28 protein-coding genes are annotated in these 25,315 nt (G+C 66.2%); 22 read left to right on the top strand and 6 right to left on the bottom strand.

Annotation, left to right across the window (positions count from 1 at the left end):
• Positions 1-112: 112 nt before the first annotated feature.
• From fusA to MC375_RS16825, 12 genes are all read left to right on the top strand, one after another.
• Complete coding sequence (gene fusA, locus MC375_RS16770; RefSeq protein ID WP_242104550.1) at positions 113-2,176, top strand: elongation factor G; 2,064 nt, start codon at positions 113-115, stop codon at positions 2,174-2,176.
• The gene (locus MC375_RS16775) at positions 2,163-2,615 is read left to right on the top strand and encodes a DUF3574 domain-containing protein (RefSeq protein ID WP_242104551.1); all 453 of its coding nucleotides are present in this window, start codon (positions 2,163-2,165) and stop codon (positions 2,613-2,615) included. The genes fusA and MC375_RS16775 overlap by 14 nt, the downstream gene beginning before the upstream one ends.
• Before the next feature lie 78 nt (positions 2,616-2,693).
• The gene (locus MC375_RS16780; protein WP_242104552.1) at positions 2,694-3,422 is read left to right on the top strand and encodes a hypothetical protein; all 729 of its coding nucleotides are present in this window, start codon (positions 2,694-2,696) and stop codon (positions 3,420-3,422) included.
• Between the two features lie 251 nt (positions 3,423-3,673).
• Positions 3,674-4,045, top strand: coding sequence for an HU family DNA-binding protein (locus tag MC375_RS16785; RefSeq protein WP_242104553.1), 372 nt, complete (start codon positions 3,674-3,676; stop codon positions 4,043-4,045).
• A 162-nt stretch (positions 4,046-4,207) separates the two neighbouring features.
• Positions 4,208-4,852, top strand: a complete 645-nt coding sequence (locus MC375_RS16790) for a LysE family translocator (protein ID WP_242104554.1) — start codon at positions 4,208-4,210, stop codon at positions 4,850-4,852.
• 9 nt (positions 4,853-4,861) lie between these two features.
• Entirely contained in the window at positions 4,862-5,218 is a 357-nt protein-coding gene (locus tag MC375_RS16795; protein ID WP_242104555.1) for an NIPSNAP family protein, read from the top strand.
• A 52-nt stretch (positions 5,219-5,270) separates the two neighbouring features.
• Complete coding sequence (locus MC375_RS16800) at positions 5,271-5,999, top strand: tellurite resistance TerB family protein (protein WP_242104556.1); 729 nt, start codon at positions 5,271-5,273, stop codon at positions 5,997-5,999.
• A gap of 19 nt (positions 6,000-6,018) precedes the next feature.
• The gene (locus MC375_RS16805) at positions 6,019-6,576 is read left to right on the top strand and encodes a M23 family metallopeptidase (protein WP_242104557.1); all 558 of its coding nucleotides are present in this window, start codon (positions 6,019-6,021) and stop codon (positions 6,574-6,576) included.
• Between the two features lie 36 nt (positions 6,577-6,612).
• Complete coding sequence (locus MC375_RS16810) at positions 6,613-7,038, top strand: hypothetical protein (protein ID WP_242104558.1); 426 nt, start codon at positions 6,613-6,615, stop codon at positions 7,036-7,038.
• A gap of 69 nt (positions 7,039-7,107) precedes the next feature.
• Positions 7,108-7,671, top strand: a complete 564-nt coding sequence (locus MC375_RS16815) for a DUF1439 domain-containing protein (protein ID WP_242104559.1) — start codon at positions 7,108-7,110, stop codon at positions 7,669-7,671.
• Positions 7,672-7,695: 24 nt separating this feature from the next.
• Complete coding sequence (locus MC375_RS16820) at positions 7,696-8,412, top strand: hypothetical protein (RefSeq protein WP_242104560.1); 717 nt, start codon at positions 7,696-7,698, stop codon at positions 8,410-8,412.
• A gap of 83 nt (positions 8,413-8,495) precedes the next feature.
• Complete coding sequence (locus MC375_RS16825) at positions 8,496-9,134, top strand: hypothetical protein (protein ID WP_242104561.1); 639 nt, start codon at positions 8,496-8,498, stop codon at positions 9,132-9,134.
• A 36-nt stretch (positions 9,135-9,170) separates the two neighbouring features.
• On the opposite strand, the gene MC375_RS16830 is transcribed toward MC375_RS16825, so the two are convergent.
• From MC375_RS16830 to MC375_RS16845, 4 genes are all read right to left on the bottom strand, one after another.
• Positions 9,171-11,393: a DUF5916 domain-containing protein gene (locus MC375_RS16830; protein ID WP_242104562.1), complete on the bottom strand. Its 2,223-nt coding sequence runs from the start codon at positions 11,391-11,393 to the stop codon at positions 9,171-9,173.
• A 134-nt stretch (positions 11,394-11,527) separates the two neighbouring features.
• A complete protein-coding gene (locus MC375_RS16835; RefSeq protein WP_242104563.1) occupies positions 11,528-12,862 on the bottom strand; it encodes a DUF5916 domain-containing protein in 1,335 nt (444 codons plus the stop codon).
• A 30-nt stretch (positions 12,863-12,892) separates the two neighbouring features.
• Positions 12,893-13,798 (bottom strand): DUF5916 domain-containing protein, encoded by a 906-nt coding sequence (locus MC375_RS16840; RefSeq protein WP_242104564.1) that lies wholly within the window; start codon positions 13,796-13,798, stop codon positions 12,893-12,895.
• A gap of 221 nt (positions 13,799-14,019) precedes the next feature.
• Positions 14,020-14,499, bottom strand: a complete 480-nt coding sequence (locus MC375_RS16845; protein WP_242104565.1) for an SET domain-containing protein-lysine N-methyltransferase — start codon at positions 14,497-14,499, stop codon at positions 14,020-14,022.
• Positions 14,500-14,809: 310 nt separating this feature from the next.
• Between MC375_RS16845 and MC375_RS16850 the strand changes: the two genes are divergently transcribed.
• The 10 genes from MC375_RS16850 (at position 14,810) to MC375_RS16895 (ending at position 23,916) form a co-directional block, all read left to right on the top strand.
• On the top strand, positions 14,810-15,274 hold the full coding sequence (locus MC375_RS16850) for an SUF system Fe-S cluster assembly regulator (RefSeq protein WP_242104566.1): 465 nt from the start codon (positions 14,810-14,812) through the stop codon (positions 15,272-15,274).
• 11 nt (positions 15,275-15,285) lie between these two features.
• On the top strand, positions 15,286-16,728 hold the full coding sequence (sufB, locus tag MC375_RS16855) for a Fe-S cluster assembly protein SufB (protein WP_242104567.1): 1,443 nt from the start codon (positions 15,286-15,288) through the stop codon (positions 16,726-16,728).
• A gap of 1 nt (position 16,729) precedes the next feature.
• Complete coding sequence (locus tag MC375_RS16860; protein WP_242104568.1) at positions 16,730-17,164, top strand: ACT domain-containing protein; 435 nt, start codon at positions 16,730-16,732, stop codon at positions 17,162-17,164.
• Positions 17,158-17,922 carry a Fe-S cluster assembly ATPase SufC gene (gene sufC / locus MC375_RS16865; protein ID WP_242104569.1) on the top strand — a complete coding sequence of 255 codons (765 nt, stop codon included), beginning with the start codon at positions 17,158-17,160 and terminating at the stop codon, positions 17,920-17,922. Before MC375_RS16860 ends, sufC begins: the two co-directional genes overlap by 7 nt.
• Positions 17,922-19,205, top strand: coding sequence for a Fe-S cluster assembly protein SufD (gene sufD / locus MC375_RS16870; RefSeq protein ID WP_242104570.1), 1,284 nt, complete (start codon positions 17,922-17,924; stop codon positions 19,203-19,205). The genes sufC and sufD overlap by 1 nt, the downstream gene beginning before the upstream one ends.
• Positions 19,202-20,479: a cysteine desulfurase gene (locus MC375_RS16875; RefSeq protein ID WP_242104571.1), complete on the top strand. Its 1,278-nt coding sequence runs from the start codon at positions 19,202-19,204 to the stop codon at positions 20,477-20,479. Before sufD ends, MC375_RS16875 begins: the two co-directional genes overlap by 4 nt.
• A gap of 27 nt (positions 20,480-20,506) precedes the next feature.
• A complete protein-coding gene (locus tag MC375_RS16880; RefSeq protein WP_242104572.1) occupies positions 20,507-20,761 on the top strand; it encodes a hypothetical protein in 255 nt (84 codons plus the stop codon).
• Positions 20,758-21,285, top strand: a complete 528-nt coding sequence (locus tag MC375_RS16885) for a GNAT family N-acetyltransferase (RefSeq protein WP_242104573.1) — start codon at positions 20,758-20,760, stop codon at positions 21,283-21,285. Before MC375_RS16880 ends, MC375_RS16885 begins: the two co-directional genes overlap by 4 nt.
• Before the next feature lie 20 nt (positions 21,286-21,305).
• On the top strand, positions 21,306-21,629 hold the full coding sequence (locus MC375_RS16890) for a non-heme iron oxygenase ferredoxin subunit (protein WP_242104574.1): 324 nt from the start codon (positions 21,306-21,308) through the stop codon (positions 21,627-21,629).
• 121 nt (positions 21,630-21,750) lie between these two features.
• Complete coding sequence (locus MC375_RS16895) at positions 21,751-23,916, top strand: TonB-dependent siderophore receptor (RefSeq protein ID WP_242104575.1); 2,166 nt, start codon at positions 21,751-21,753, stop codon at positions 23,914-23,916.
• A 278-nt stretch (positions 23,917-24,194) separates the two neighbouring features.
• On the opposite strand, the gene MC375_RS16900 is transcribed toward MC375_RS16895, so the two are convergent.
• Positions 24,195-24,791, bottom strand: a complete 597-nt coding sequence (locus tag MC375_RS16900) for a HutD family protein (RefSeq protein WP_242104576.1) — start codon at positions 24,789-24,791, stop codon at positions 24,195-24,197.
• A gap of 145 nt (positions 24,792-24,936) precedes the next feature.
• On the bottom strand, positions 24,937-25,266 hold the full coding sequence (locus MC375_RS16905; RefSeq protein WP_242104577.1) for a ComEA family DNA-binding protein: 330 nt from the start codon (positions 25,264-25,266) through the stop codon (positions 24,937-24,939).
• Between the last annotated feature and the right edge of the window lie 49 nt (positions 25,267-25,315).

Here is a 25,315-nt window from a genome sequence, read left to right on the forward strand (position 1 = left end):
AAGGTGGCATCCCCGCCATGACCGCCCGCCGAGCATCCTGCTCGAGGGATGCGCTGACCCAAGCAGCGGACGAGCATGACGTCCTTCCACCCCAGCCAGGGAGAACGGACGCATGTCCTACAGCACTGAGCAGATCCGCAATGTGGCCCTCGCGGGCCATCCAGGCGCCGGCAAAACAACCTTGTTCGAAGCCCTGCTGCATGCCGGCGGCGCGATCCAGACGGCAGGCACGATCGAACGCGGCAGCACCGTGTCCGACTTCGACCCCATAGAGAAGGAACGCGGCCACTCGCTCGATGCCGCCATTGCCAGCACCGACCATGGTGCGCCTGGTCAACAGCCCATCCACGTCAACCTGATCGATACCCCCGGCTATCCTGATTTCCGCGGCCCGGCGCTCGCCGCGCTGGCTGCGGTGGAAACCGTGGCCATCGTGGTCGATGCCAGCACCGGCGTGGAATACGGCACACGGCGGATGATGGAGCGCTCCAGGGAACGCAACCTGTGCCGCGCGATCGTGATCAACAAGCTCGACCACGAAGGAGCCGACTGCGCACGCGTCCTGCAGGAACTGCGCGAGGAGTTCGGCCCAGAAGTGCTTCCGCTCAACCTGCCCGCGGACGGCGGCAAGGCGGTGGTCGACTGTTTCGGCAACCGCACGGGCGATTCCGACCTGGGTCCGGTCGCGGACTGGCACCAGAAGATCATCGACCAGGTGGTCGAGGTCAACGAGAAGGTAATGGACCGCTACCTCGACCTCGGCGAGGACGGCCTCGGCGGCCAGGAGCTGCACGATGCCTTCGAGCAATGCCTGCGCGAGGGCCACCTGGTACCGGTGTGTTTCGTGTCAGCGCGTACCGGCGCGGGCATCGGCGAACTGCTGGACGTGGCCGAAAAACTGTTCCCGCATCCGGGCGAGGCCAACCCACCGGCATTCGTGAAAGGCGCGGGCGATGCGGCCGAGCCGATCCACGCCGCCCCCGATCCGGATGCGCACGTCATCGCCGACGTGTTCAAGATCGTCAACGATCCCTTCGTCGGCAAGCTCGGCATCTTCCGGGTGTACCAGGGCACGGTCAGAAAGGACACCCAACTGTTCGTCGACGACGGCAAGAAGCCGTTCAAGGTGGCGCACCTGTTCAAGCTCAAGGGCAAGGAACACGTGGAAATAGCCCAGGCGATTCCCGGCGACATCGCCGCGGTCGCCAAGGTGGACGAGCTGCACTTCGACGCGGTGTTGCACGACAGCCACGACGAGGACCAGATCCACCTGGCGCCCACCGAATTCCCGCGCCCGATGTTCGGCCTGGCCATTCATGCGGCCAGCAAGGGCCAGGAGCAGAAGCTCGCGACCGCGCTGCACAAGCTCTCCGAGGAGGATCCCTGCTTCCAGGTCGAACACCTGAACGAAACCAACGAAACGGTGATCCATGGCCTGTCGGACCTGCACTTGCGCGTGGTCCTGCAGCGGCTCAAGGAAAAATACGGCGTCGACGTGCAGACGCATCCACCGCGGATTGCATACCGCGAAACCGTCAGTGCGAACGCCGAAGGTCACCACCGCCACAAGAAGCAGACCGGCGGCGCCGGCCAATTCGGCGAGGTGTTCCTGCGCATCGAACCGCTGCCGCGCGGGGATGGATTCGAATTCGTGGACGAGGTCAAGGGCGGCACCATTCCCGGCCAGTTCCTTCCTGCGGTCGAAAAAGGCGTCCGCCAGGTGCTCGCCTCCGGCGCCATCGCAGGCTACCCGATCCAGGACGTGCGCGTGATCGTGTACGACGGCAAGCATCATCCGGTCGACAGCAAGGAAGTGGCATTCGTGGCGGCGGGCAAAAAGGCGTTCCTGGACGCGATCTCCAAAGCCGGGGCGCAGGTGCTTGAGCCCATCGTCGATCTCGAAGTCAACGCGCCCGAGCAGCATATGGGCGACATCAGCGGCGGCCTGGCCAGCAAGCGTGCGCGCATCAACGGAACTGATTCGGCGCGCGGCGGGGAAATCGTGGTCAAGGCCCAGGTGCCGCTGTCGGAATTGGAGGGCTACGCGGCGGAACTCAAGTCGGTGACGGCCGGACGTGGGCGTTACTCACTGGATTTCAGCCATTACGAACCGGTCCCGGCGCAAGTGCAGCAAAGGCTGAGCGAGACGTACAAACCCCGGCATGAGGAAGACTGATCTTCAGCACTCGGTGGTTGCCCGGCTTGCGCCGCTGGCGATGCTGGTCGGAGTCGCCGGTTGCCTGCATGGGCCGCCGCGACAGGCCGCTGCCGCCCCGTCCTGCCAAGCCGGCGACAGTGCCATGGTCCGCGACGTGCTGTACTTCGGCCGCAATCGCCCGGATGGCGGCAAGGTCGCGGATGACCAGTGGCAGGCGTTCCTGGACCAGGTGGTGACACCGCGTTTCCCCGACGGGCTCACCGTAGCCTCGGCAACCGGGCAGTGGCGCGGCGCGAGCGGCCAGGTCGAAACGGAAGCCTCGCAGGTGCTGACCCTGCTGCATTCGGGTGATGCGGCTTCGCGCAACGATGTGGCCGGCATCGCGGCCGAGTACAAACGCCGCTTCGGCCAGGAGGCGGTGCTGCGCGAACGCAGCGCCGCCTGCGTCGCCTTCTGACGATCCGCGATGACGGGACGTGAACCGGATCGGCGCTAGGATCGGTTCGGCAGCAACGCCAGCCGACGGAGGAATGCGATGACCACCGGCCGCAAAGTCGTCGCCATCGGCGTAGTCGCCGCAATCGGGGTGATGGCCTGGTCCACGCTTCGGAACCCGGATCGCGCGGTGGTTCCACCTTCGGGCAGCGACGCTGCCAGCGCACAGGGCGAAAGTCGCCAGCAATCACCGGTCGGCGAACCAGTGCCTGACGATGCAGGTGCGCGGGACGTGGCGGACGCTGCCGCCCGACCGACTCTTTCGCCCTCGGCAGCGGTTGCCGGAGCCGACATGCCGCGTTACCTGCGCGAGCTCGGCAAGGACCAGATTGCCGAGAAGTTCAGCGAAATGCTCGACCCGGGCGATTGTAGCCAGGCGATCGATCCGGATGGCAGGATCATGCGCTGCAACTCGGTCGGCGTGCTGAACCAGCGCCTGCAGGAGCAGCTGAAGAACCCCGATCCGCGCTGGACGCCGCTCGCGCAGCGGGAACTGCAGGCGGCCGTCGACGCCATCGGCGAGAAGTCGGGCGGGCGCATTCGCACCATCGATGTGCGCTGCGGCCGCGACGTGTGCCAGATCCTCACCATCGCACCGACCTCGGACCACAACCCGCCAGGCGGCTGGGATGACGCATCGCGTGCGTTCGGGACGGCGCAATGGTGGAAGGATCTGGGTTTCGTCGACATGGGCCAGTCGATGACCTCCGGACCCGACGGACAGACCACGTACTACGTCACCCAGCTCACCGCCAAGCCCGGCCGTTGATTCCCGCCCATGGTTTCAATGCGTTGCGTCGCAGCGCGCTTGCACGACATGAAGCCGGGCACCCGCTCGCGCTGCGCCGGTCGTCGGGCGGTTTGCGGAAAACCCGAAAAAAAAGCCGAAAACAGGTGCGATAGGACTTGGCGGCCGGGATTTCTTGCAATACATTGCGCCTGCCGGCTCCATCGACCCGGACGAACAAGCTGAAAAACCCACCTGTAACCATATTTTCTCGACGAGGGAATCAAACGCACATGGCAAAGAAGAAAGTCGCCGCCAAAAAGAAGGTCGCCGCCAAGCCGGCCGCCCCCAAGCCCATCAAGGAAGCCCTGAGCAAGTCGGGCCTGGTCGCCCACATCGCCGAGCAGACCGGCGTAGCGGCGAAGGACGTGCGTTCGGTCATGGGCGCGCTGGAAGGCGCCGTGCACGCGTCGGTCAGCAAGAAGGGCGCGGGCAGCTTCACCCTGCCGGGCCTGCTGAAGATCACCGCCGTCAATGTGCCGGCCAAGCCGAAGCGCAAGGGCATCAACCCCTTCACCAAAGAAGAGCAGTGGTTCGCAGCAAAGCCGGCCTCGGTCAAGGTCAAGGTGCGCCCGCTCAAGAAGCTCAAGGACGCCGCTGCCTAAGCGCGTCGACGCGACGGGCGGCAATCGGCTCGTCCCTTGCGTTGCAGCATGAAGAAGGCCGGCCCCACGGGTCGGCCTTCTTCTTTTGCGGCAAGCAGGCGTGCGACGAAGCATTCCGGAGGTATGCCGCACGCCGCGTCGCTCACGATGTAGCCTGCCAGGATGCCCTTCGACACCACCACCCTGCTCACCTACCTCGCCGCCGCCGCACTGCTGGTGGTGGTGCCAGGGCCGGGCACCGCATGGATCCTGGGGCAGAGCGTCGCAGGCGGCATACGCCGCGGCTTCGTCGCCGCCCTGGGGTTGGAAACCGCGACATTGCTGCATGCGCTGGCGGCCAGCCTTGGCCTGTCCGCCCTCCTCGCCACCTCCGCCGTCGCCTACGAAGTGGTGAAGTACGCCGGTGCGGCCTATCTGGTCTGGCTGGGATTCAGGGCATGGCGCGAAGGCCGCGACGGGCAGCAAAACTTGCGGCCGGCCGCCGGTCCATGGCGCGCTCGCACCGTGTACCTGCACTCGGTCGTCACCGGCGTGCTGAATCCCAAGGTCGCGCTGTTCTTCCTCGCCTTCCTGCCGCAGTTCGTGCATCCCGAGCGCGGCCTGGCGTGGCTGCAGTTCCTGGTGCTGGGCGCGCTCCTGTCCGTCATCGGCTTCGCCCATAGCTGCATGCTTGCACTTGCCGCCGGAAAGATCGGCAATGGCGTCGCGCGCAGCACCCGGCTGGCGCGGTGGCGACAACGCATGCTGGGAACGGTATTCATCGGCCTCGGCCTGCGCCTGGCCTTGCAGTCGCGCAGTTCAACGTAGGATCCGGCCATGCCTGCCAGCAGCATCAAGCGAGCAGTCGAAATCCGAAGTTACGAGGCGCAGCCCGGAACCCGCGAGGCGTTCCATGCGCTCATGTCCGATCAGGCGGTGCCGATGCTGCGCCGCTGGAACGTGGATGTCGTGGCGTATGGACCCTCGGGCCACGATGCCGACAGCTACTTCCTGATCCGCGCCTATCGCGACGTGGCCGAGCGCGATGCGAGCCAGGACGCGTTCTATGGCAGCGACGAATGGCGCAACGGGCCGCGTCAGGCGATCCTGGCGCCGATCCGTCATTACACCAGCATCGTCATGTCGCTCGACGAGGCATGCATCGATGCGCTGCGCGCCGCTTCGCCGTCTTGAAGCGTCGGCGAAGCGCCCACATCATCGGGTTTCGAACGATGGCGGAGCGCGCATGAAGACCCAGGGTTTCCTCGATCATCTGCTCAGGACCGCGCAGCAGGGCATCGGCCAGGGCGGCCTGGGTGACCTGCTCGGCAACGTCGGCGGCGGGCCATTGGCCACGCGCACATCGCAGCCCAGCAGCACGAAGGAAGATCGCGGTTTGTTCAATGCCGATTTCGGCAAGGGTGCCCTCGCTGGTGGCGCGCTGGGCCTGCTGCTGGGCAACAAGAAGGCGCGCAAGTATGGCAAGAAGCTCGCCCTGTACGGCGGTGTGGCCGCGGTCGGCGTTCTCGCCTACCGGGCTTACGGCGACTGGAAGCAGCAGCAGTCAGGCACAGGTGAAGGGAGCGAGCCCCAGACCGTGGACCGGCTGCCGCCGGCAGCGGCCGAGCTGCATGCGCAGGCCATCCTCAAGGCGCTGGTCGCCGCCGCCAAGGCCGACGGCCATATCGACGCGCGTGAGCGCGAGGTGATCGAAGGCGAATTCCGCCGGATCGACGCGGACACATCGCTGCAGGCCTGGTTGCATACCGAGCTGGAACGCCCGCTGGACCCGGCCGAGGTCGCGCGAGCCGCGAGCACGCCGGAAATGGCGTCGGAGATGTACCTGGCCAGCCTGCTTGCCGCGGACGAACAGAGCTTCATGGAGCGTGCCTACCTGGACGAGCTGGCGCGCCAACTGAAGCTGGACGAGGCGCTGAAGCAGCGGCTGGAACAGGAAGTGCGGCGGGCCGACTGATTCCGCAGCGCTGCTGATCATGCGTGGGGCCGCGCGGGTGCTGCTGTGGCTGCTGGCGATTGCGGCGCTGCTGCTGGGCGCACGTATGTTGTGGTATTCGCGCTGGATGGAGGTTCCGCGTACGACCTGGGAGCTGTCCCGAATGCCCCGGCCCACCTCTCTGCCAGTGCCAGTGCAGGGTGTCGAGGCCGCGCGTATCGCCGATACGTTTGGCGCGCCGCGCGGCCGCGACCGTACGCATCAGGGCGTGGACATTTTCGCGCCCCGCGGTACTCCGGTGCGCAGCGCCACCCACGGCGTCGTGGTCTCGGTGCGCGAAGGCGGGCTGGGCGGGCGCCAGGTCTGGGTGCTGGGGCCGGCGGGGGAGCGCCACTACTACGCGCATCTCGAGGATTGGGAGCCGCATCTCGCAGACAGGCGCATCGTGCAGGCAGGCGAGGTGCTCGGCTTCGTCGGCGACAGCGGCAATGCCAAGGGCACGCCACCGCACCTGCATTACGGCATCTATGGGCCGCAGGGCGCCTACGACGCCCTGCCCCTGCTGCGCGCCGGCGCCGGCGGTGCCCCGACGCGCTAGCATGCGCGCCATCCCGGCAGCGCACGAGGCACGACGATGGACAAGCGGTTCTGGATCTGCGGCCTGGTGGTGTCAGTCGCCGCATTGATGCTCGACTTTCTGATCCACGGCGTGCTGCTGAAAGCCGACTACCAGGCGCTCGTGGGCAGCGGTTTCGTGCGCGGGCCCGAGGATGCGCAAGCGTTCCTGCCGTACATGGTGGCAGCGCATCTGCTGATCGGCTTTGGCCTGACCTGGCTGTACCGCCAGATTTCTCCCGCCGGGGAGCGCTCGATGACCCGCGGCCTGCGGTTCGGCGCGGGCTTCGCCGCCGCGGCAACACTCCCGGGTTACCTGATCTACTACGCCGTGCAGCCATGGCCGGCGGCCCTGGTGCACAAGCAGATGCTGTTCGGAACTGCCGCGGTCCTGGTGCTGGGCCTGCTGCTCGGTTATCTGCAGCCGCGCCGCGTGGCGCTGTAGCCGGGATCCTTACCGCGCGTTCACCGCGTGCGCGCCACCGTGCCAGCCTGTCCGCGACGGAGAATGCACATGCGCAAGGTATTCCTGTTCGTCCTGATGGCGGGTGTGGGCGCAGTCCTGTCCGCCTGCTCCACTTTGGGGGCCATGGGCGCGCTGCTTGGCAACAGCGTCACCTTCACCGCGCCCCAGCTGCAGGGCTATCTCAATCGCCGTTTTCCGCGCGATTACGACAAGCTCGGCGGCCTGGTCACCCTGAGCGTGCTCAATCCGCGCCTGAGCATTCCGCAGGGCAGCAGCCGCCTGCGCCTGGATTTCGATGTGGGCTTCGGTACCCTCGGCCAGGACAGCCGCTCGCCGGCCGGTCATTTCGCGGTAGCGAGCGGCCTGCGCTGGAACCCGCAGACGCGCGGCCTGCATCTGGATGCTCCGACGCTCGAATCGGTCGACGTGCCGCAGCTGGGCGGGGGCATGAACGCCACCGGGCGCGAGCTGATCAACCGCTGGCTCAGCGACTACGCGCGCGACGAGCCTGTTTACCAGTTCGACTCCGGTCTGATGCAGCAACTCGCCTCGCGTCGCATCGGGTCCACTACGATCGAGAGCGGCCAAGTCGTCGTCCACCTCGACCAATGAACACCTGCCAATGAGCACCTGCCGATGATCGCGACCATCGCCCGCACGACGTTTCTGCTCCTCACTCTGACGCTGTGCGCCTGCGGCGGCCGCGACAAGGACACGCAGAGCGGCGCGTCCAAGGCCCAGAGCGATGCGTTACCCGCGCCGGTGTCCGGGGCGGGAGTCACCGGGACCGCGGACATCGCGCCCGGTGGACAGGGCCAGACGCCATCGCTGGGCGGCGCACCGCCGGCGACGCCACCCGCAGGCGATCTGGTGATCCAGGAGTTGCCGCCGATCGCCAATCCGGAGACCGGCGTGGGCATCGATCCCGACGGCGACGGGCCGCTGACCGCACCGCCAACTGCAGATACCGGTGCGGCCGAACCAACCGCTGCCGATGCCGTGTCGGTGATACGCGACTACTACGCGGCGATCAACGCACGCGATTACGGCCGCGCTCATGGGCAGTGGTCCGGCAACGGCAGTGCCAGCGGGCAATCGCCGCAACAATTCGCAGCAGGCTTCGCCCAGACCCAGGGCGTTTCCGTGGAAGTCGGTGCACCTGGCCGCGAGGATGCGGGGGCCGGCCAGCGCTATGTCGAGGTGCCCGTTTCCGTCAGAGCCACCCAGGCCGATGGCAGCGTGCGCCGGTACGCGGGCAGCTACGTCCTCCAGCGCACCGTCGTCGATGGCGCCACGGCGGAGCAACGCAGCTGGCGGATCCGCTCGGCGGACCTGCGCGAAGTGCAGCAGTGAACAGCTCCACGCCGCGCGTCGGCCAGGACGGAAATGGGCGAGCGCCGCCGCCACATGCGACACGGTGCGTCGCACTCCTGCTCGTGGCGCTGAGTGCCTGCGCGACGGCCCATGGCGCCGAGCCCGCGCCGGGCGATGGCTTCCACCTTCCGGGCGACTATTCCGAACAATCGACGGTCGCCGAATTCCAGGCGCGATTCGGAACGGAAAACGTCCAGGTCGCGCCGCTATCCGATACGGACGATGCCCCGCGCGGCCTGGTCCTGTTCCCAGGCGATCCTTCGCGGCGTGCCTATGTCGCGTTCCACGACGAGGATGCGCTCACCGGTGTTGCGAGCATTACCGTACGTGATCGCGGTTCGCGCTGGCGCGGAAAGCAAAACGTGCATGTGGGCATGTCCTTTGCCGACCTGCGCCGTGCGAATGGCAAGCCGTTCTACTTCTATGGGTTCGACGCCACGCTGCAGGGCTTTGTCCAGGATGCCTGGAGTCCGTCATTGGATGCGGACGACGACACGCTCGGGGCTCTGGATGTGGGTCCAGGTGAGGAAATGTATTTCGCCGTCGAACTTGGCCCCCCGCCGGCAGCCGCACCGATCCAGGCGTCGTGGTACCCGCGCGATGAAATGTCCGTGTCCAGCGACGATGCGCGCTTCCCCCGCCTTGGTGCGCTGTTCGAAGTGACGGCGATTCGCGCCTTTACCAGCCTCGACGATGAATGATCCTGCCCGCCGTCGCAACGCGTACGGCAGCGGCTGCTAGATCTCGAACCGATAACTGAGCTTCACCAGCAGCTGTTCGCTGTCGCGCAGGTCGAACGCCTGGCGGAACTCGTCATCGACCCCGAACGGATTGTCCCGCCCCTCCTGATACAGCGAGCCGCCGCGTACGTAGGCAACGTAAAGATAGGACAGCGGCGCAAGCTCATAGCGATAGCGCACCTGGAAACCCAGGTTGCGCACCGAGAAATCCGGAACCACTTCGTCGCTGGCGACCGCTTTGCGATCGATAACCCGCCACGACTGCAGTGCCTCCGCATCCAGCCCGATCGCTTCCAGGCGCACGCGCAGCTCCTGCCTGGGATCGATCAGCCAGGTCGCACCCGCGGCCAGATAGGCCAGGTTCGAACGATAGGTCGCCAACTGGTTGTCCTCCCGCCACAGCAACCAGTCCGGGCTGTACGACAGTTCGAGGGTGGCGGTGAAACTCAGTTCGTCATTGACGAAGTAGGTCGGTTCGATGTTGAGGGTCAAGGATCCCTGCTCCGGACCTTCCAGACCTTCGCCCGCATAGCGCCCATAGCCGTAGAGCTGCCAGGCACCCTTGCGCGGGCGGAACCGCTCGTAGTAGGCATACAGTTTGGCCGGCACCTCGACGATCCCGTTGCCGCGGGTGATCAGATCGTCCTGTCCCGCCGACCACATCGCGATATCGAAGAAATCGTTGCCGCCGTCGCGGCGGTTGCCCTGACGGTTGACGGACGCAGCCCAGGCGATGCGCTCGCCCTGGTCGTTGCTGCGGTGCGAAGCGGCGTAATGCCAGTCGAACCCGGTGTAGGCCGAGGACTCAGGCAGGTCGGTGACGCGGTGTCCCAGGTCGTAACGCAGGTAGTTGAAATTGTTGCGCTCCAGATACCCGAAATCATTGAGCGCGAAGTCCTTGCCGACATGCAGCGCGTACAGCTGCTGGCGCCAGGTGTTCTGCATGTCGTAGTCGATGAGCACCTGCGCGCCGGAATCCCGCCGGTTGACGCCGGATTGCTCCACGTCGGACCCGACAACGGTGCTGCGCACGTTCCAGCGTTCATTGGACCAGCGATGGTCCGCCTCGTATACATCCGCCGTGCGGACCCCCGATGGATATTCGACCCGGGTCGCCATTGCCCCGAAGCCGTGGCTGCCGGCGTCGCCGCCCTCGAAATCGCGTGTCCCGCGCAGCGCGTAGAACTCGCGTCCGTCTTCCTCGTCGGCGGCGAATGCGCCATAGTTGAATCCCGCGACGCTGCCGTTTAGCTTCAGCGCCGCGGTCACGTCGCCCGATACGCGGCGCGTGTAGAGCAGCCGGCTGCGCTGGTTGAGCGAACCGAAGGGCACGTCGAAGAACCCCTGGTTCTCGGTAAAGAACGGGCGCTTGTCGCTGAAGAAGGTTTCGGTGGCGCTGAAATTGACCACCAGCTCGTCGCTCTCGACCTGGCCGAAGTCGGGATTGAGGGTGGCGCTGAGCTGGAAGCGTCCATGCGGTTTCCAGAAGACGTCTGCGCCTGCGTCGAAATCGCTGCCCCGCTCGTCGAGCTCACCCCCGGCGTAGATTCCCGACACGTACGGCGTGATCGCAAGCAGCGATTGGCTGAAGGCCGGTACAGTGACCGGCTGCAGCTGGGTCAGGAAGCGGGGTTCGGTAAACCCCACCGCAGGCCACGAGCCGCGCTGACCGGTCTGCGCGATCACCCGGTCCAGTCCAACGCGCATGGTGCGGTTTCCACCCTGGGCTTCCCGCATCGGCGCGATGTGCCATGGCACGAGCATCTCCACGTACCACGCGCCGTCGTCTTCCGAGGTGGCGTGTCGCCAGCTGCCGTCCCAATCGTCGTTGAACTGGTTTTCGTTGGTGATGGTGGTGTCGTTGATGCTGTTGGCCAGCGATACGGTGAAGTTGTATCCCGTGCGCCCGTCGCCATCGAAATCCACGTACAGATTGACCCGGTCGACCGCGCCGGCCTGGTCGCGCTGCCCGCGCTGGCGGTTGCGCTGCACGCTGGCGGGCTGGCTGTTGCGGAAGCCAATGGCAAGGCCTTCCTCAGTGGCGAGAATCAGCGCCTCGGTCGGCAACTGCAGGGGCTCGCGGCTGAGCGGCTCGGTCAGGCGGAAGTCGGTGACCCGTTGCGCCCGCTGCCATTCCGGCTCGTCGATGCGTCCGTCGATCTCGATGGCCAGGGCAGGCGCGGACAGCGCGGCCAGGAAAACGCCAAGAGCCGTGCGCATGCCTGCATTCCGGTCGAAGGTCGCGCACAGCCTGTACCCTTGCCCGCGGCGGCTCGCCTGTCGTTGGTCACCCAACTTACGGCAGGCACCCGGCGGCGCGGATGCGGAGCCCCCTGCCGTTCGAAGAGCGTGCGCTACAGTTCGAACCGGTAGCTCAGTTTGACCAGCAGCTGCTCGTCGTCGCGGATATCGAAGCTGTCGCCGAGCAGATTGCCGACATCGTCCGAATACGGATCCTGCCGGTAGCCGCCGCGGCCGTACACCACGTACAGGTAGCTCAGCGGTGCCAGCTCGTAGCGATACCGGATCTGGAAGCCAAGCGTCCGCACGTTGAAATCGTCGACGGCCTCGTCGACGGTCAGCGCGCTGCCATCGGGCTGCACCCGCACGACCTGCTGCAGGGCGGCGTCCAGGCCGAGCGCCTGCAGCTTCACCCGCAGCTCCTGCTTGCTGCCGATGTTCCAGTTGACGCCTGCATCCAGTTCCAGCGCCTGTTCGTCGAAGCGACCGATCCGGTTCCCGCAGGCCGCATCCGGATCGTCGCATTGCCACACCAGCCAATCCGGGGTGCGCTCATAGGACAGGCCGGCGATGATGCTGAAGGCATCGTTGATGAAGTAGGTCGGCGAGAACTCGACGCGGTAGCCGATCTTGTCGTTGCCCGCCAGGCCGCCGCTGAAGGCTTCGACCTCCGTCTCCCACGCCCAGCTGCCCTTGCGGGGCCGGCCGTATTCGTAATAGGCGTTGAAATTGGACGGCCGGCGCAGGTTGCCGTTGCCGCGCGTGATCTGGTCGTCCACGCCGCTGCTGTTGACGTTGATCTGCGCATACTCGGAACTGCCGTTGCGCAGCTGGCCGTCGCGGCTCATGCGGAACTGCCGCTGCAGGCGATCGCCGTGGTTGTTGTCGGTCCCACTGATGCGCCAGCGCCAGTCCTTGGAGGCGTAGCGCGAGTCTTCCGGCAGATCGGTGAAGCGGCGCGACGCCTGCCAGTGCAGGTAGTTCAGGCTGTTGCGCGACAGGTAGCCGGCATCGTTGATCTGCAGCGCATTGCCGAAGTGCATGGCGATCCATTGCTGGCGCCAGCCGCGATCCATCTCGTAGTCCGCCCACACGGTCGCGCCGAGATCGCTTTCCGCTTGCCCGTCCTGGTCGATGCGGCTGCCGAACAGCCGGCTGCGGATGTTCCAGCGCGGCGTCGGCCTCCAGTCGTGGTCGATGCCGAGTACGGTCGCTTCCCGGTCCAGATAAGGCCGCTCGACCTGCGTCAGCATCATGCCCAGGTTCTGCTCGCTGAAGTCCCGCACCAGGCGCAGCGCCCCGAAGCTGCGCCCGACATCGCCGCGTTCGTCCGCGTAGAACACGCCGTACTTGGCCGCGCCCAGGTTGCCGTTGAGCTTCACCGCCGCGGCGATGTCGCCGGCGCCGTTGCCGTCGTCGGCGGGCCCCCCCCCCCGGCGGGGGTTCAACAGCTGGGAGAAATGCGAAAGCCGGGTGTATTAGAAGATGCCCTGGTTCTCGGTGAAGAACGGGCGCTTGTCGCTGATGAAGGTTTCGGTGGCGCTGAAATTCACCACCAGATCGTCGCTCTCGACCTGGCCGAAATCCGGGTTGAGCGTGGCCGAGAGCTGGAACTGGCCGTTGGGCTTCCAGAACAGATCCGCGCCGCCGTCGAAATCGCTGCGCCCATCGACGTTGTCGTACAGCCCCGAGACGTACGGCGTGACCGCCAACAACGACTGGCTGTATTCGGCGACCTCGATCGGAATGAAGTCGGACACGAATCGCGAGCGCTCGAAGGTGACCGCCGGCCACGCCGCACGCTCACCGGTCGCGCCGATCACCCGGTCCATGTTCACCTTGACCCGGCGCCTGCCATCGGTGCCCTGGCGCATCGGCGCGATGTACCAGGGGATCAGCGCTTCCGCGGTCCAGCCCTGATCGTCCTCGCTGACCGCATGCTTCCAGTTGCCGTCCCAGTCGTCGTTGAAGGCGTTTTCGTTGCTGAACACGCCGTCGCCGATGCCATTCGTGGACGAAATGCAGAAGTTGTAGGCGGTCCGTCCGTCGCCGTCGAAATCGATGTTGAAGTTGACCCGGTCGACCTGGGCTTCGAAGTCGCGCTGCACCGGCTGGCGGCTGCGCGGCACATCCGGAGGCATGCTCACCCGCCAGGCGACGGCCAGGCCCTCGGGTGTCGCCAGGATCCAGCCTTCCACCGGATGCGCTGGCGCTGCGCCGGTCAGCGGCTGCACCACCTTGAAGTCGGTCACGCGCTGCGCACCCTGCCACTCGGCCGGGTCGATGCGGCCATCGATCTCGACCGCGTGTGCGGGCACGGTCAGCACCGCAAACAGGACGAGGCCAAGCAGGCGGCAACGGGAGCGGTTCTGGATCGGGCGCATACGTATCGAATTCCTGGATGCGCACCGTGCGGGGCGCCGCTACGGCACGCACGTTAAACGGTCCATCGGCCCGCACCGACTGGCACAAGTCATGTAAACCAAATCGGGAAGCCGGGCATCCGGGCCTGATGGATAACCCGTCTGGCCACGTGTTGCGTGGCCGCCGTCCAGCCCAGGCCGGCGGCCCCTGCCAAAGCTCTCGCCAGGCGGGGCGGCAAGCCCTACTTCTTCGGCTGCAACATCGTTCCGGTGCAGTTTTTCGCACCGCACTTGCAGGCCCAGAGCTTCTTGACCTTGGCCGTATGCGGTTCGTCCAGGACGATGCCGTAGTTGTAGGTCAGCTCTTCGCCGGCCTTGATGTTGCGCATGGCCTGGATATAGACCTTGTCCTTGTGCGCGCGGCCCTTGCTGTCCTCTTCGATCTCCGATTCGCAGTTCGGCTTGCAGCTGTGGTTGATCCAGCGCGCAATGTTGCCGTCGACGTTGGCGTCGATCACGTAGTCGTCGTTGAGGGTGAACAGAAAGGTGTGGCCGTTCTCGTCGTCGTCGCCGTATTCCTCGTCCACTTCGGCGTGGGTGCGGAGTTTGCCCTTGTAGCGGACGATGCGCTCGCCCTTCTTGATGGGTTCGATGGCGAAAACGCCATTGCCGTGGATCGGTGACAGACGGGCTTCGATCTTGTGCTTGCTGGTCTTGGGCATGCCGGAGCGGAGGAGGAAGGGAAGCGCATTGTCGCGGACTACGCGCGCGGATGCGAATCATCGCCGCCCGAACGGCTTCGGCCGCGAGTTTTCGACGCATCGGACCCGGCAGCACCGCAGTGAGAGCGGCCCTGGCCGCGATCTTTTTTTGCCTTTCGCCAGTGAACGAGGATCGGCAAAGCAGTCGCGACCAAGGCCGCTCCCACCGGTTCGGACGGCCCGGCTTGAGCGCGCTTTCATTAAAGCGTACAATTTCGGTACGAATTGATATCCAGCCAGATTCCGCCCCCAGCGGCTTCGAGCCAAGACCATGCTTCGCGTCACTAAACTCACCGATTACGCCACCGTCGTCCTCACCGTGCTCGCCGCCGAGCCCGATGCCGTGCTGAGCGCGGCCGGGTTGGCCGAGCGCGCCGGGCTGGAGATCCCGACCGTGGCCAAGGTGCTCAAGCCGCTGGCCCAGGCCGGGCTGGTGGATGGTTTCCGCGGCGCCAGTGGCGGTTACCGGCTCGCACGCGACCCGGCTTCGATCAACCTGGTCGAGATCGTGGAAGCGATGGAAGGGCCGCTGGGCATGACCGAATGCAGCGTGCATGCCGGCGCCTGCGGCATCGAAAGCTCCTGCGGCGTGCGTGCGAACTGGCGACGGATCAACGACGTGGTCGCCGATGCCCTGCGCGGCGTGAGCCTGGCCCAGATGCTGAACGACGTGCACCCGGCGCGGGCCGCGTCGCGCCCGGGCAAGGGCATTCCCGCCACCCTGGCGTCGGCATAAGGGAGGCGAGCATGGCCGTCGAAAACGCCCAGATCATCGAACAGCTCGGACGCCGCTACACAGCCGGCTTTACGACCGACATCGAATCCGAATCGCTGCCGCCCGGCCTGAGCGAGGATGTCATCCGCGCGCTTTCGGCCAAGAAGGATGAGCCGGAGTGGATGACGCAGTGGCGACTGCAGGCCTATCGCCACTGGCTCACCATGCCGGTGCCGCACTGGGCCAAGCTGAAGATCGCGCCGATCGACTTCCAGGCGATCAGCTACTACAGCGCGCCCAAGGGCCCGAAGTACGCCTCGCTCGACGAGGTGCCGCAGGAACTGCTCGACACCTACGACAAGCTCGGCGTGCCGTTGCACGAACGCGCAAAGCTGGCCGGCGTGGCGGTGGATGCGGTGTTCGACTCGGTCAGCGTCGGCACCACGTTCCGCAAGGAACTGGCCGAGAAGGGCATCGTCTTCTGCTCGATGTCCGAGGCGATCAGGGAATACCCCGACCTGGTGCGCAAATATCTGGGCAGCGTGGTGCCCACCGGCGACAATTACTTCGCCGCGCTGAATTCCGCGGTGTTCTCCGACGGCTCGTTCGTGTTCATCCCGCGGGGCGTGCGCTGCCCGATGGAACTGAGCACCTACTTCCGGATCAATGCGATCAACACCGGCCAGTTCGAGCGCACCCTGATCGTGGCCGAGGAAGGCAGCCACGTCAGCTACCTGGAAGGCTGCACCGCGCCGATGCGCGACGAGAACCAGCTGCACGCGGCGGTCGTCGAGTTGGTGGCGCTAGACGATGCCGAAATCAAGTATTCGACCGTGCAGAACTGGTACCCGGGCGACGAGGAAGGCCGCGGCGGGATCTACAACTTCGTCACCAAGCGCGGCGAATGCCGCGGCGCGCGCAGCAAGATTTCCTGGACCCAGGTGGAAACCGGCTCGGCGATCACCTGGAAATATCCGAGTTGCGTGCTGCTGGGCGACGATTCCACCGGCGAGTTCCATTCGGTCGCCCTCACCCATCACCGCCAGCAGGCCGACACCGGCACCAAGATGATCCATGTCGGCAAGCGCACCAAGAGCAAGATCGTCAGCAAGGGCATCAGCGCCGGCCATGGCCAGAATTCTTACCGCGGCCTGGTCAAGGTGGAGCGCAGCGCCGAGGGCGCGCGCAACCACACCCAGTGCGATTCCCTGCTGATCGGCAAGCAGTGCGGCGCGCATACCTTCCCCTACATCGAGGTCAAGCATCCGACCGCGACGGTGGAACACGAAGCGACGACGTCCAAGATTTCCGACGACCAGCTGTTCTACTGCCGTTCGCGCGGCATCAGCGAAGAGGATGCGGTCAGCCTGATCGTCGACGGCTTCTGCAAGCAGGTGTTCCGCGAGCTGCCGATGGAATTCGCGGTGGAGGCGAAGAAGCTGCTGGAAGTGAGCCTGGAAGGTTCGGTGGGTTGAGATGGCCGCCATCCCATCCTCGATCGCCCTGGGCGAAACCGACCTGGACCGGCTTCTGTCCGGACTAGACCCTCAACTGCATGCGCAGGCGCTGCGCTTCGTGCACGTACCCAACGGCGACATCCCACCGTCGCAGCCTGCGCCGGTGATGCTGTTCCGGGAAGACGAAGGCCTGACCTGCCTGCTGGCGGACGCCCCTGGCGACGAAAATCCCGATAGCGACGACCCGCAATGGGCGCAGATCACCCTGCGCGTGCACTCGAGCCTGTCGGCGGTCGGCCTGATCGCCGCGGTTTCCGCCGCACTCGCCCGGGAAGGCATCGCCTGCAACCCGGTATCCGCCTTCCACCACGATCACCTGTTCGTGCCGTGGCCGCGGCGCCACGACGCCCTCGCTGCCCTCGCGCGGCTCCAAGCAAAGCAAACGACATGCTGAAGATCGATAACCTCCACGTCCGCATCGGCGACCGCGAGATCCTCAAGGGCCTCACCCTGGAAGTGAAGGCCGGCGAGGTGCACGCGATCATGGGCCCGAATGGTGCCGGCAAGTCCACGCTAGGCAACGTGCTCGCCGGGCGCGAGGGCTACGACATCACCGCCGGTTCGGTGACCTTCGAGGGCAGCGACCTGCTGTCGCGGGAGCCCGAGGAGCGCGCCGCCGACGGCGTGTTCCTGGCCTTCCAGTACCCGGTCGAAATCCCGGGCGTCAACAACACCTACTTCCTGCGCAGTGCGCTCAATGCCCAGCGCAAGGCGCGCGGCGAAGCCGAACTGGACTCGATGCAGTTCCTCAAGCGGGTGCGGGAGAAGCTGGCCGTGCTGCACCTGGACGACAAGCTGCTGCAGCGCGGCGTCAACGAGGGGTTCTCGGGCGGCGAGAAGAAGCGCAACGAGATCTTCCAGATGGCGGTGCTGGAACCGAAGCTGGCGATCCTGGACGAAACCGACTCGGGCCTGGACATCGATGCGCTGAAGAACGTGGCCGAAGGCGTCAACGCGCTGCGCGCGCCGGACCGCGCCTTCCTGGTCATCACCCACTACCAGCGCCTGCTCGATTACATCCGCCCGGACGTGGTGCATGTGCTGGCCGACGGCCGCATCGTCGAGACCGGCGGGCCGGAGCTGGCGCTGGAGCTCGAAGCGCACGGCTACGCCTGGGTGAAGGACCGCATCGCCCCGCAAGCCGCTGCCTGATGAGCGCCCTGCTCGAATCGATCGCTGCGGGTTTCGAGGGCGATGGTGCGCGCCGCGCCGCGCTGGACGCCGCCCTGCGCGACGGCCTGCCGGGGCCACGCAGCGAAGCCTGGAAGTACACCTCGTTGCGGCCGCTGGAGCGGCGTTCGTTCGCGGTGCAGAAAATCGCCGTGCAGGAACCGGCTTCTGCGATCGGGGCCGCACTGCTGTCGGATATCCCGTCGCCACGCCTGGTGTTCGTCAACGGCGTTCTCGACCTCGCTTACTCCGATATCGGCCATTTGCCGGATGGCGTCGAGCTGAATCCCCTGTCGGAGCTGCTGTCGCAGGGCACGCCGCGCGAAGTGAATTTCCTCGAGCGCCGGTTCGAACGCGCGGACGAGATTTTTGCCCGCCTCAATGCGGCGCTCGCGCGCGAAGGTGCGGTGCTGCGGATCGGGGAGAACGTGCGGATGGACCGGCCGCTCCACCTGGTCTTCATCGGCGCCCCGGCGGAGGCCGATATTGCCTGGCATGCACGACATCTGATCGAGCTGCGCCGCGGTGCGTCGGTCACGCTGGTCGAACACCATCGCGCACAGGCCGCGCATGCCAACCTCGGCAACGCGCTGACCCACGTGCACCTCGCCGCCGGGGCAACGCTGGTGCATGCACGTATCCAGGACGAGGCCGCCGCAGCGACCCTGTTCACTCGGACCGACGCAGCTCTGGCACGCGGCGCGCACTACCGGCGCTTCGACCTCGAACTGGGGGCCGGGCTGTCGCGCCATGAGCTGAACGTGCGCCTGGAAGGCGAAGGCGCACGCCTTTCCGCCAATGGCGTCCTGCTCGGCGACGCGCGCCGGCATCTGGATACCAGGCTGGACATCGAACACATCGCCCGGGACACGTCCTGCGATCTGCTTTGGCGCGGACTTGCGGCCGATCGCTCACGCGCCGCGTTCCACGGGGGCATCACGATCCGCGCCGGGGCCGATGGCAGCGATGCCAACCTCTCGAACAAGAACCTGCTGTTGTCCGAAGGCGCCGAGATCGACAGCCAGCCGGTGCTCGAGATCCATGCCGACGAAGTCAAGGCGGCGCATGGGGCCACCGTGGGTCAACTGGACCCGGGCACGCTGTTCTATCTGCGCTCGCGCGGCCTGCCCGAGCGCGAGGCACGCCAGCTGCTGACGGCAGCTTTCTGCCGGGAAACCGTAGCAGGCGCAGCGGACGCCGGGCTTCGCGCATTGCTGGAGGGGACGCTCGATCAAGCCCTCTCACGGCTGGGGCAGGCGGCATGACTTCGTTTGCCGGTCAGCCGCAAGCCCGACCCCAGGCGCAGACAGGAAGTCCAGCGGCAACGATCGATTGGGCGCGCGTGCGCGCCGACTTCCCGCTGCTCCAACGCGAGGTCAACGGCAAGCCGCTGCTGTATTTCGACAGCGCCAACACGGGACAGAAGCCGGCCAGCGTGATCGAGACGGTCGACATGTTTTACCGGCGCCATAACGCCAATGTCAGCCGCGCCGTGCATACGCTTGGCAGCGAAGCCACCGAAGCCTACGAGGCTGCACGCGCGAAGCTCGCGAGCTTCACCAACGTGCGCGCCGACGACCTGATCCTGTGCAGCGGCACAACGTTCGCCATCAACCTGGTGGCGTATTCGTGGGCGTTGCCGCGGCTCGGGCCCGGCGACACCATCTTGCTCACGCGGATGGAGCACCATGCCAACATCGTTCCATGGCAACTGGTCGCCGCGCGCACCGGCGTCACGATCAAGGTCGCGGAGATCACGCCGGAAGGCGCGCTCGACCTGGATGCGCTGTACGCCGCGCTGACCCCCGATGTGAAGCTGCTCGGCCTGGCGCATGTCTCCAACGTGCTCGGCACCGTCAACCCGGTGCGCGAGATCTGCCGCGAAGCCAGGCGCCGCGGCATCGTCACGGTGGTCGACGGTTCGCAGGCGCTGCCGCATATGCCCGTGGATATCGCCGCGATCGGCAGCGACTTCTACGCCTTCACCGGGCACAAGATGTGCGGTCCGACCGGGACGGGCGTGCTGTGGGCGCGGCGCGAGCACCTCGACGCGATGCCTCCGTTCTTGGGCGGCGGCGAGATGATCAAGGAGGTGCGCTTCGATGGCACCGTGTTCAACGATGCACCGCACAAGTTCGAGGCCGGAACGCCGAACATCGCCGGGCACATTGGCCTGGGGGCGGCGGTCGACTATCTGTCGTCGCTCGGGATGGCCAACGTCGCCGCGCGCGAGGCCGAGCTGCTCGCCCACTTCCAGGAGGAGCTGCGTGCGGTGGAGGGCCTGCGCATCATCGGCACCGCGCCGGCCAAGGCGGCGGTGGTCAGCTTCCTGCTCGAGGGCACGCACGCGCACGACCTGGCCACCCTGCTCGATCTGGAGGGCGTGGCGGTCCGCTCGGGACACCACTGCGCGCACCCGCTCATGCAGTTCTTCGGCGTGGCGGCCACCTGCCGGGCTTCGCTGGCCTTCTACAATACGCATGAGGAAGTCGAGCGCTTCATCGCCGCCCTGCACAAGGTGCGCAAGCTGCTAGGCTGACACGGACCGCACCGGGGAACGGCCGCCATGACCGATGCAACCGAACTGGATCTGCTGCGCGAGATCCGCGACAACCAGCGCGAGGCGTTGCGCCTGCAGCAGGAGCACATCGATCTGTACCAGCGACATCTGGAACGCGCCGAACGCATCAACGCCCGCGCCGAGGCGTTGCAGCAGCGCGCCGGCAAGGCGCTGCGGTTCATCCTCGTGGTCGCGATTCCGCTGGTGGTCCTGCTGCTGGCACTGATGCTCTGGCCTTATCTGTCCGCTCTGATCCGATGACCGCTCCGCTTTCCTTTCGCGCCGCCACCGCCGGCGACGTCCCCATACTTGTCGCGCTGGTGACTTCCGCCTACCGCGGCGAAACCAGCCGTCAGGGCTGGACCACCGAAGCCAATATCCTCGACGGCGAACGCATCGATCCGGACGTGTTGCTGCGCGACATCGAGCGCCCGCGCAGCCGGGTGATCGTGGCCGAACGCGACGGACGGATGCTGGCCTGCGTCCACGTGGCCGACGAAGGCGGCGCCGGCTACCTGGGCATGTTCTCGGTGCAGCCCGAGCTGCAGGGCGGCGGGCTCGGCAAGCAGCTCATGGCCGAGGCCGAACGCGTGGTGCGGGACGAGTGGGGATTGCCGGTCATGCGCATGACCGTGATCGACCTGCGCGAGGAACTGATCGCCTTCTACGAGCGGCGCGGCTACCACCGCACCGGAATCACCAAGCCGTTTCCCTATGGCGATCCGCGTTTCGGCATCCCCAGACGCGACGACCTGCGTTTCGAAATCCTCGAAAAACCGCTCTAGGACTGTCCGCCCCATCCGCCATGCCCGACTGGATCCGCGTCTGCGCCACCTCCGAACTGCTTCCGGGCGAAACCAAAGTCGCCTGGGATGGGGACACGCCGATCCTGGTGTTCAACTACGACGGCGACTACTACGCGCTGGAAGACCGCTGCAGCCACGAGGACTTCGAACTGTCCTCTGGCCCGTTCGATGCGGAGGAAGCGACCATCGAATGCGTATTGCACGGGTCGAAGTTCGACGTGCGGGACGGCCGCGCCCTCAATGCGCCTGCCTATGCGCCGGTAGCGAAGTTTCCGGTGCGGGTCGAAGACGGCGTCGTCTGGACGCGCGACGACCGGGGTTAATACAGCCTGGCCCGCAGAAAGCAAGGAAAATTGGCGTATTCATGTTGTAACTGCGAATAGTTCTCATTAATATTTCCGGTGCTGCAGCCCTGCTGCCCTATCGAATCGACCGGAACCATCTATGCGTCCATCCGCCCTATCGGCCGCCCCGCTGGCGGCCGCCCTCGCCTCCCTGCTCGCCGCCCCCGTCTTCGCGCAAACCGGTCCCGCCGCATCCGCCGCGACGCCGGCCGCCGATAGCGCCGACCCGCAGCGCGAACCGACCGATCTGGACGGTGTCGAGGTCATCGGCAAGGTCGACTACGGTTACGTGCAGAAGCGCAGCCGGTCTGCCACGAAGACCGATACCGACCTGCAGGACGTTCCGCAGGCAGTGACGGTCGTGACCCAGGACCTGATCAGGGACCAGGCGATGCAGAACCTGGCCGACGTGGTCCGCTACGTTCCTGGCGCGACGATGGCGCAGGGTGAAGGCAATCGCGACACTCCCGTGCTGCGCGGCAACGCGTCCACCGCCGACATGTTCGTCGATGGCATCCGCGACGACACCCAGTATTTCCGCGATCTCTACAACATCGAACGCGTCGAGGCGCTGAAAGGCCCGAACGCAATGATCTTTGGGCGCGGCGGCAGCGGCGGCGTGCTCAACCGGGTAAGCAAGCAGGCCGACTGGGAAACCGTGCGCGGACTCGACCTGCAGTTCGGCTCCTGGAACAAGCGCCGCATCGCCGGCGACTTCGGTCAGGCGATGAGCGACGGGGCCGCATTCCGTGTAACCGGCATGTTCGAGGACTCGGAGAGCTACCGCGACGGTTACCAGGCGCAGCGCTGGGGTATCAATCCAACGTTCGCCTTCGCCCCCGGCGAAAACACGACGATCAGGCTGGGCTACGAGCATTTCGAGGACGAGCGCGTGGCCGACCGCGGCGTACCGTCTTCGCCGACGATGTTCAACGGCCGCCGCTTGCCGGTCGAAACCGATCCGTCCACCTTCTTCGGCGACCCGGATCGCAGCCCGGTCACCGCCGACGTCGATGCCTTCAGCGCGCTGGTCGACCACGACTTCGGCAACGGCCTCAGCCTGCGCAACAGCACCCGCATCGCCGATTACGACAAGTTCTACCAGAACGTGTATGCCGGTGGGCCGATTTCCTTCGACGCCAGCGGCGCGCCTCTGGCAGATATCCGCGCGTACAACAACGCCACCGTGCGCGAGAACGTTTTCAACCAGACCGACTTCGTCTGGAAGGTCGACGGCGGCGTCAAGCATACGCTGCTGTTCGGCGCCGAGCTGGGCCGGCAGGAGACCGACAATCTGCGCCAGACCGGGTATTTCGGCGCCACGGGATCGACGGTCACGTCGGTGCTGGTGCCCTTCGCCAATCCACGCTACACCGGCCCGCTCGAGTTTCGACAGAGCGACACCGACGCCGACAACCATACTGTTGCCAAGGTCGCTGCCGTCTATCTGCAGGACCAGATCGAACTCACGCCGCATTGGCAGGCCGTGATCGGCGTGCGCTACGACCGCTTCGACATCGATTTCCGCAACAACCGCAGCGGCGAGACGCTGGCGGCCACGGATAACCTGTTCTCGCCGCGCGTCGGCCTGGTTTACAAGCCGGTCGAGCCCGTATCGCTGTATGCGAGCTACAGCATGACCCACCTGCCCCGCTCTGGGGAGCAGATGACATCGCTCAGCGAGAGCAACCGCGCCTTCGACCCCGAGGAGTTCCGCAACTACGAGATTGGCGCGAAATGGGAAGTCGTTCCCGGCCTTTCCCTGACCGCTGCGGCCTACCGCCTGCAACGCAAGAACGTCATCGCACCGGATCCCGACGACGCGACCCGCTCGATCCTGATCGACGGCCAGCGCATCAGGGGGCTGGAAATCGGCCTGGCCGGCAACATCACCGAAGCCTGGAGCGTGATGGGCGGCTACGCCTGGCAGGAAGGCGACATCCCCGACAGCGACCTGGAGCCCGCGCAGCTGCCCAAACAAACCGCTTCGCTCTGGAACCGCTACGACTTCAATCAGCGTTGGGGGATCGGCCTGGGCGCGTTCTATCGTGGCGACATCTTCGCGTCCACCAGCAATGAGGTCGTGGTCAAGGGTTACACCCGCTACGACGCGGCGGTGTTCTTCGACATCAGTCCGACCATCGGCCTGCAGCTCAATCTGGAGAACGTGTTCGACAAGGAGTATTTCGTCTCGGCGCACAACGACAACAACATCACGCCAGGATCGCCGCGCGCAGCCTACCTGAGCGCACGCTTCAGGTTCTGAGCCTCATCCGATCGTTGGCCGCCGATCCGCAACGGGGGTCCGTGAGATCGGCGGCCTTGTTTGTCATGGGTGAGTCGCCCATGTCTGCAACATCGCCGCTTCCACCTGGCCTGCTTCGGCCCCCCTTTCCCGGCATCACCGCCGGAATGCGCCGGCGCTGGTGTGCTTTACCGACCGCGCGCCGGTTGCACGGGCGCAGGGCGGGATCGCGCGCATCGACCTGGCGTTTTCCCCGACGGCGACGGCCCGCACTACGTCAGGTCATCGCACGATCGGCGCTACGTCCTCGACCGCAACCGGATCAGCAGCGCCTCGCCTGCCCCCTCCAGCACACAGCGCCGGCGTATGTCGCGAGCCTGCAGCAGCGCGGTGTCGCCGGCCTGCAGATGGGCCCCGTCATCACGTCCATCGAATCCGGCGTGTCCTGACAGCATATGCACCGCCCAGGTTTCGCCAGGATCGATGAACACCACCATCGCGCCGACCATCGGCCGATGCCAGAGCTGGGCGTCGACCGCGTCGCGGCGCCACATCAGATTGAAGTCCGTCGTCGGCCCGTCGATCAGCTCACCCGTCACCCCGGCTTGGCCTTCGAAGCGGATGCTGGCATGCGGGGGCAGCAGTTCGCGAACCTCCCCTGATTCGAACCGCAGACACAGCCCGTTGCCGCTGAGCAGCACCAGCTCGCGATCCACGCCAGGGAATCGGGAGAACGCCGCATCGCGTTCGATCTCGGCGATCGACAACCGCCATATCCACGCGTCGTTGTCGGGAAATCGCACGATCTCCCGGGTCCAGCCCAATCCGTTCTTCCAGCGCACGCGCTGGTACTCGTTGGCGGCGATCACGCGGATGTCGGCGTGCTGCGTCTGCATAACGAAAGTGTAGCGAGGTGCCGCCCGGCCGCGCTTCCCTGCCGGCCGGACAGCGTACGTCCCTGTCGGGCCCTCCGGCCCCTCTCCTGTGAAGCATCCTGCTTCGCAACGGCCGGGCCGCCTCCGTGCGTCCGGCCGAAGTCGGTCAGCGGCCAGCGACCTTCTTGACCGGCGCGCGGGTGGCCGGGGTACGGGTGGCCGGTGCGCCACCGACGGCGATGCGGTCGCGGTTCTTCTCGACCGTCTTCAGGCCGATGCCCTTGACCTGCGCGAGTTGCTCGGGGCTCTTGAACGCGCCGTTCTGCTTGCGGTAGGCGACGATGGCTTCGGCCTTGGCCGGGCCGACGTTCAGCAGCACCCGATCGATGGTGGCGGCGTCGGCGGTGTTGATGTTGACCTTCTCGGCCGCGAAGGCGTTGCCGGCCAGGGCCAGTGCAAGCAGCAGCGAATGGGTCATCAGCTTGATCGATTTCATGACGGTGTCCTTGTCGTTGGTGGATTCATGTCCTGGGTTGGCCGGCTGC

Source organism: Lysobacter sp. M2-1 (assembly GCF_022662495.1).
Taxonomy (GTDB): Bacteria; Pseudomonadota; Gammaproteobacteria; order Xanthomonadales; family Xanthomonadaceae; genus JAKPBU01.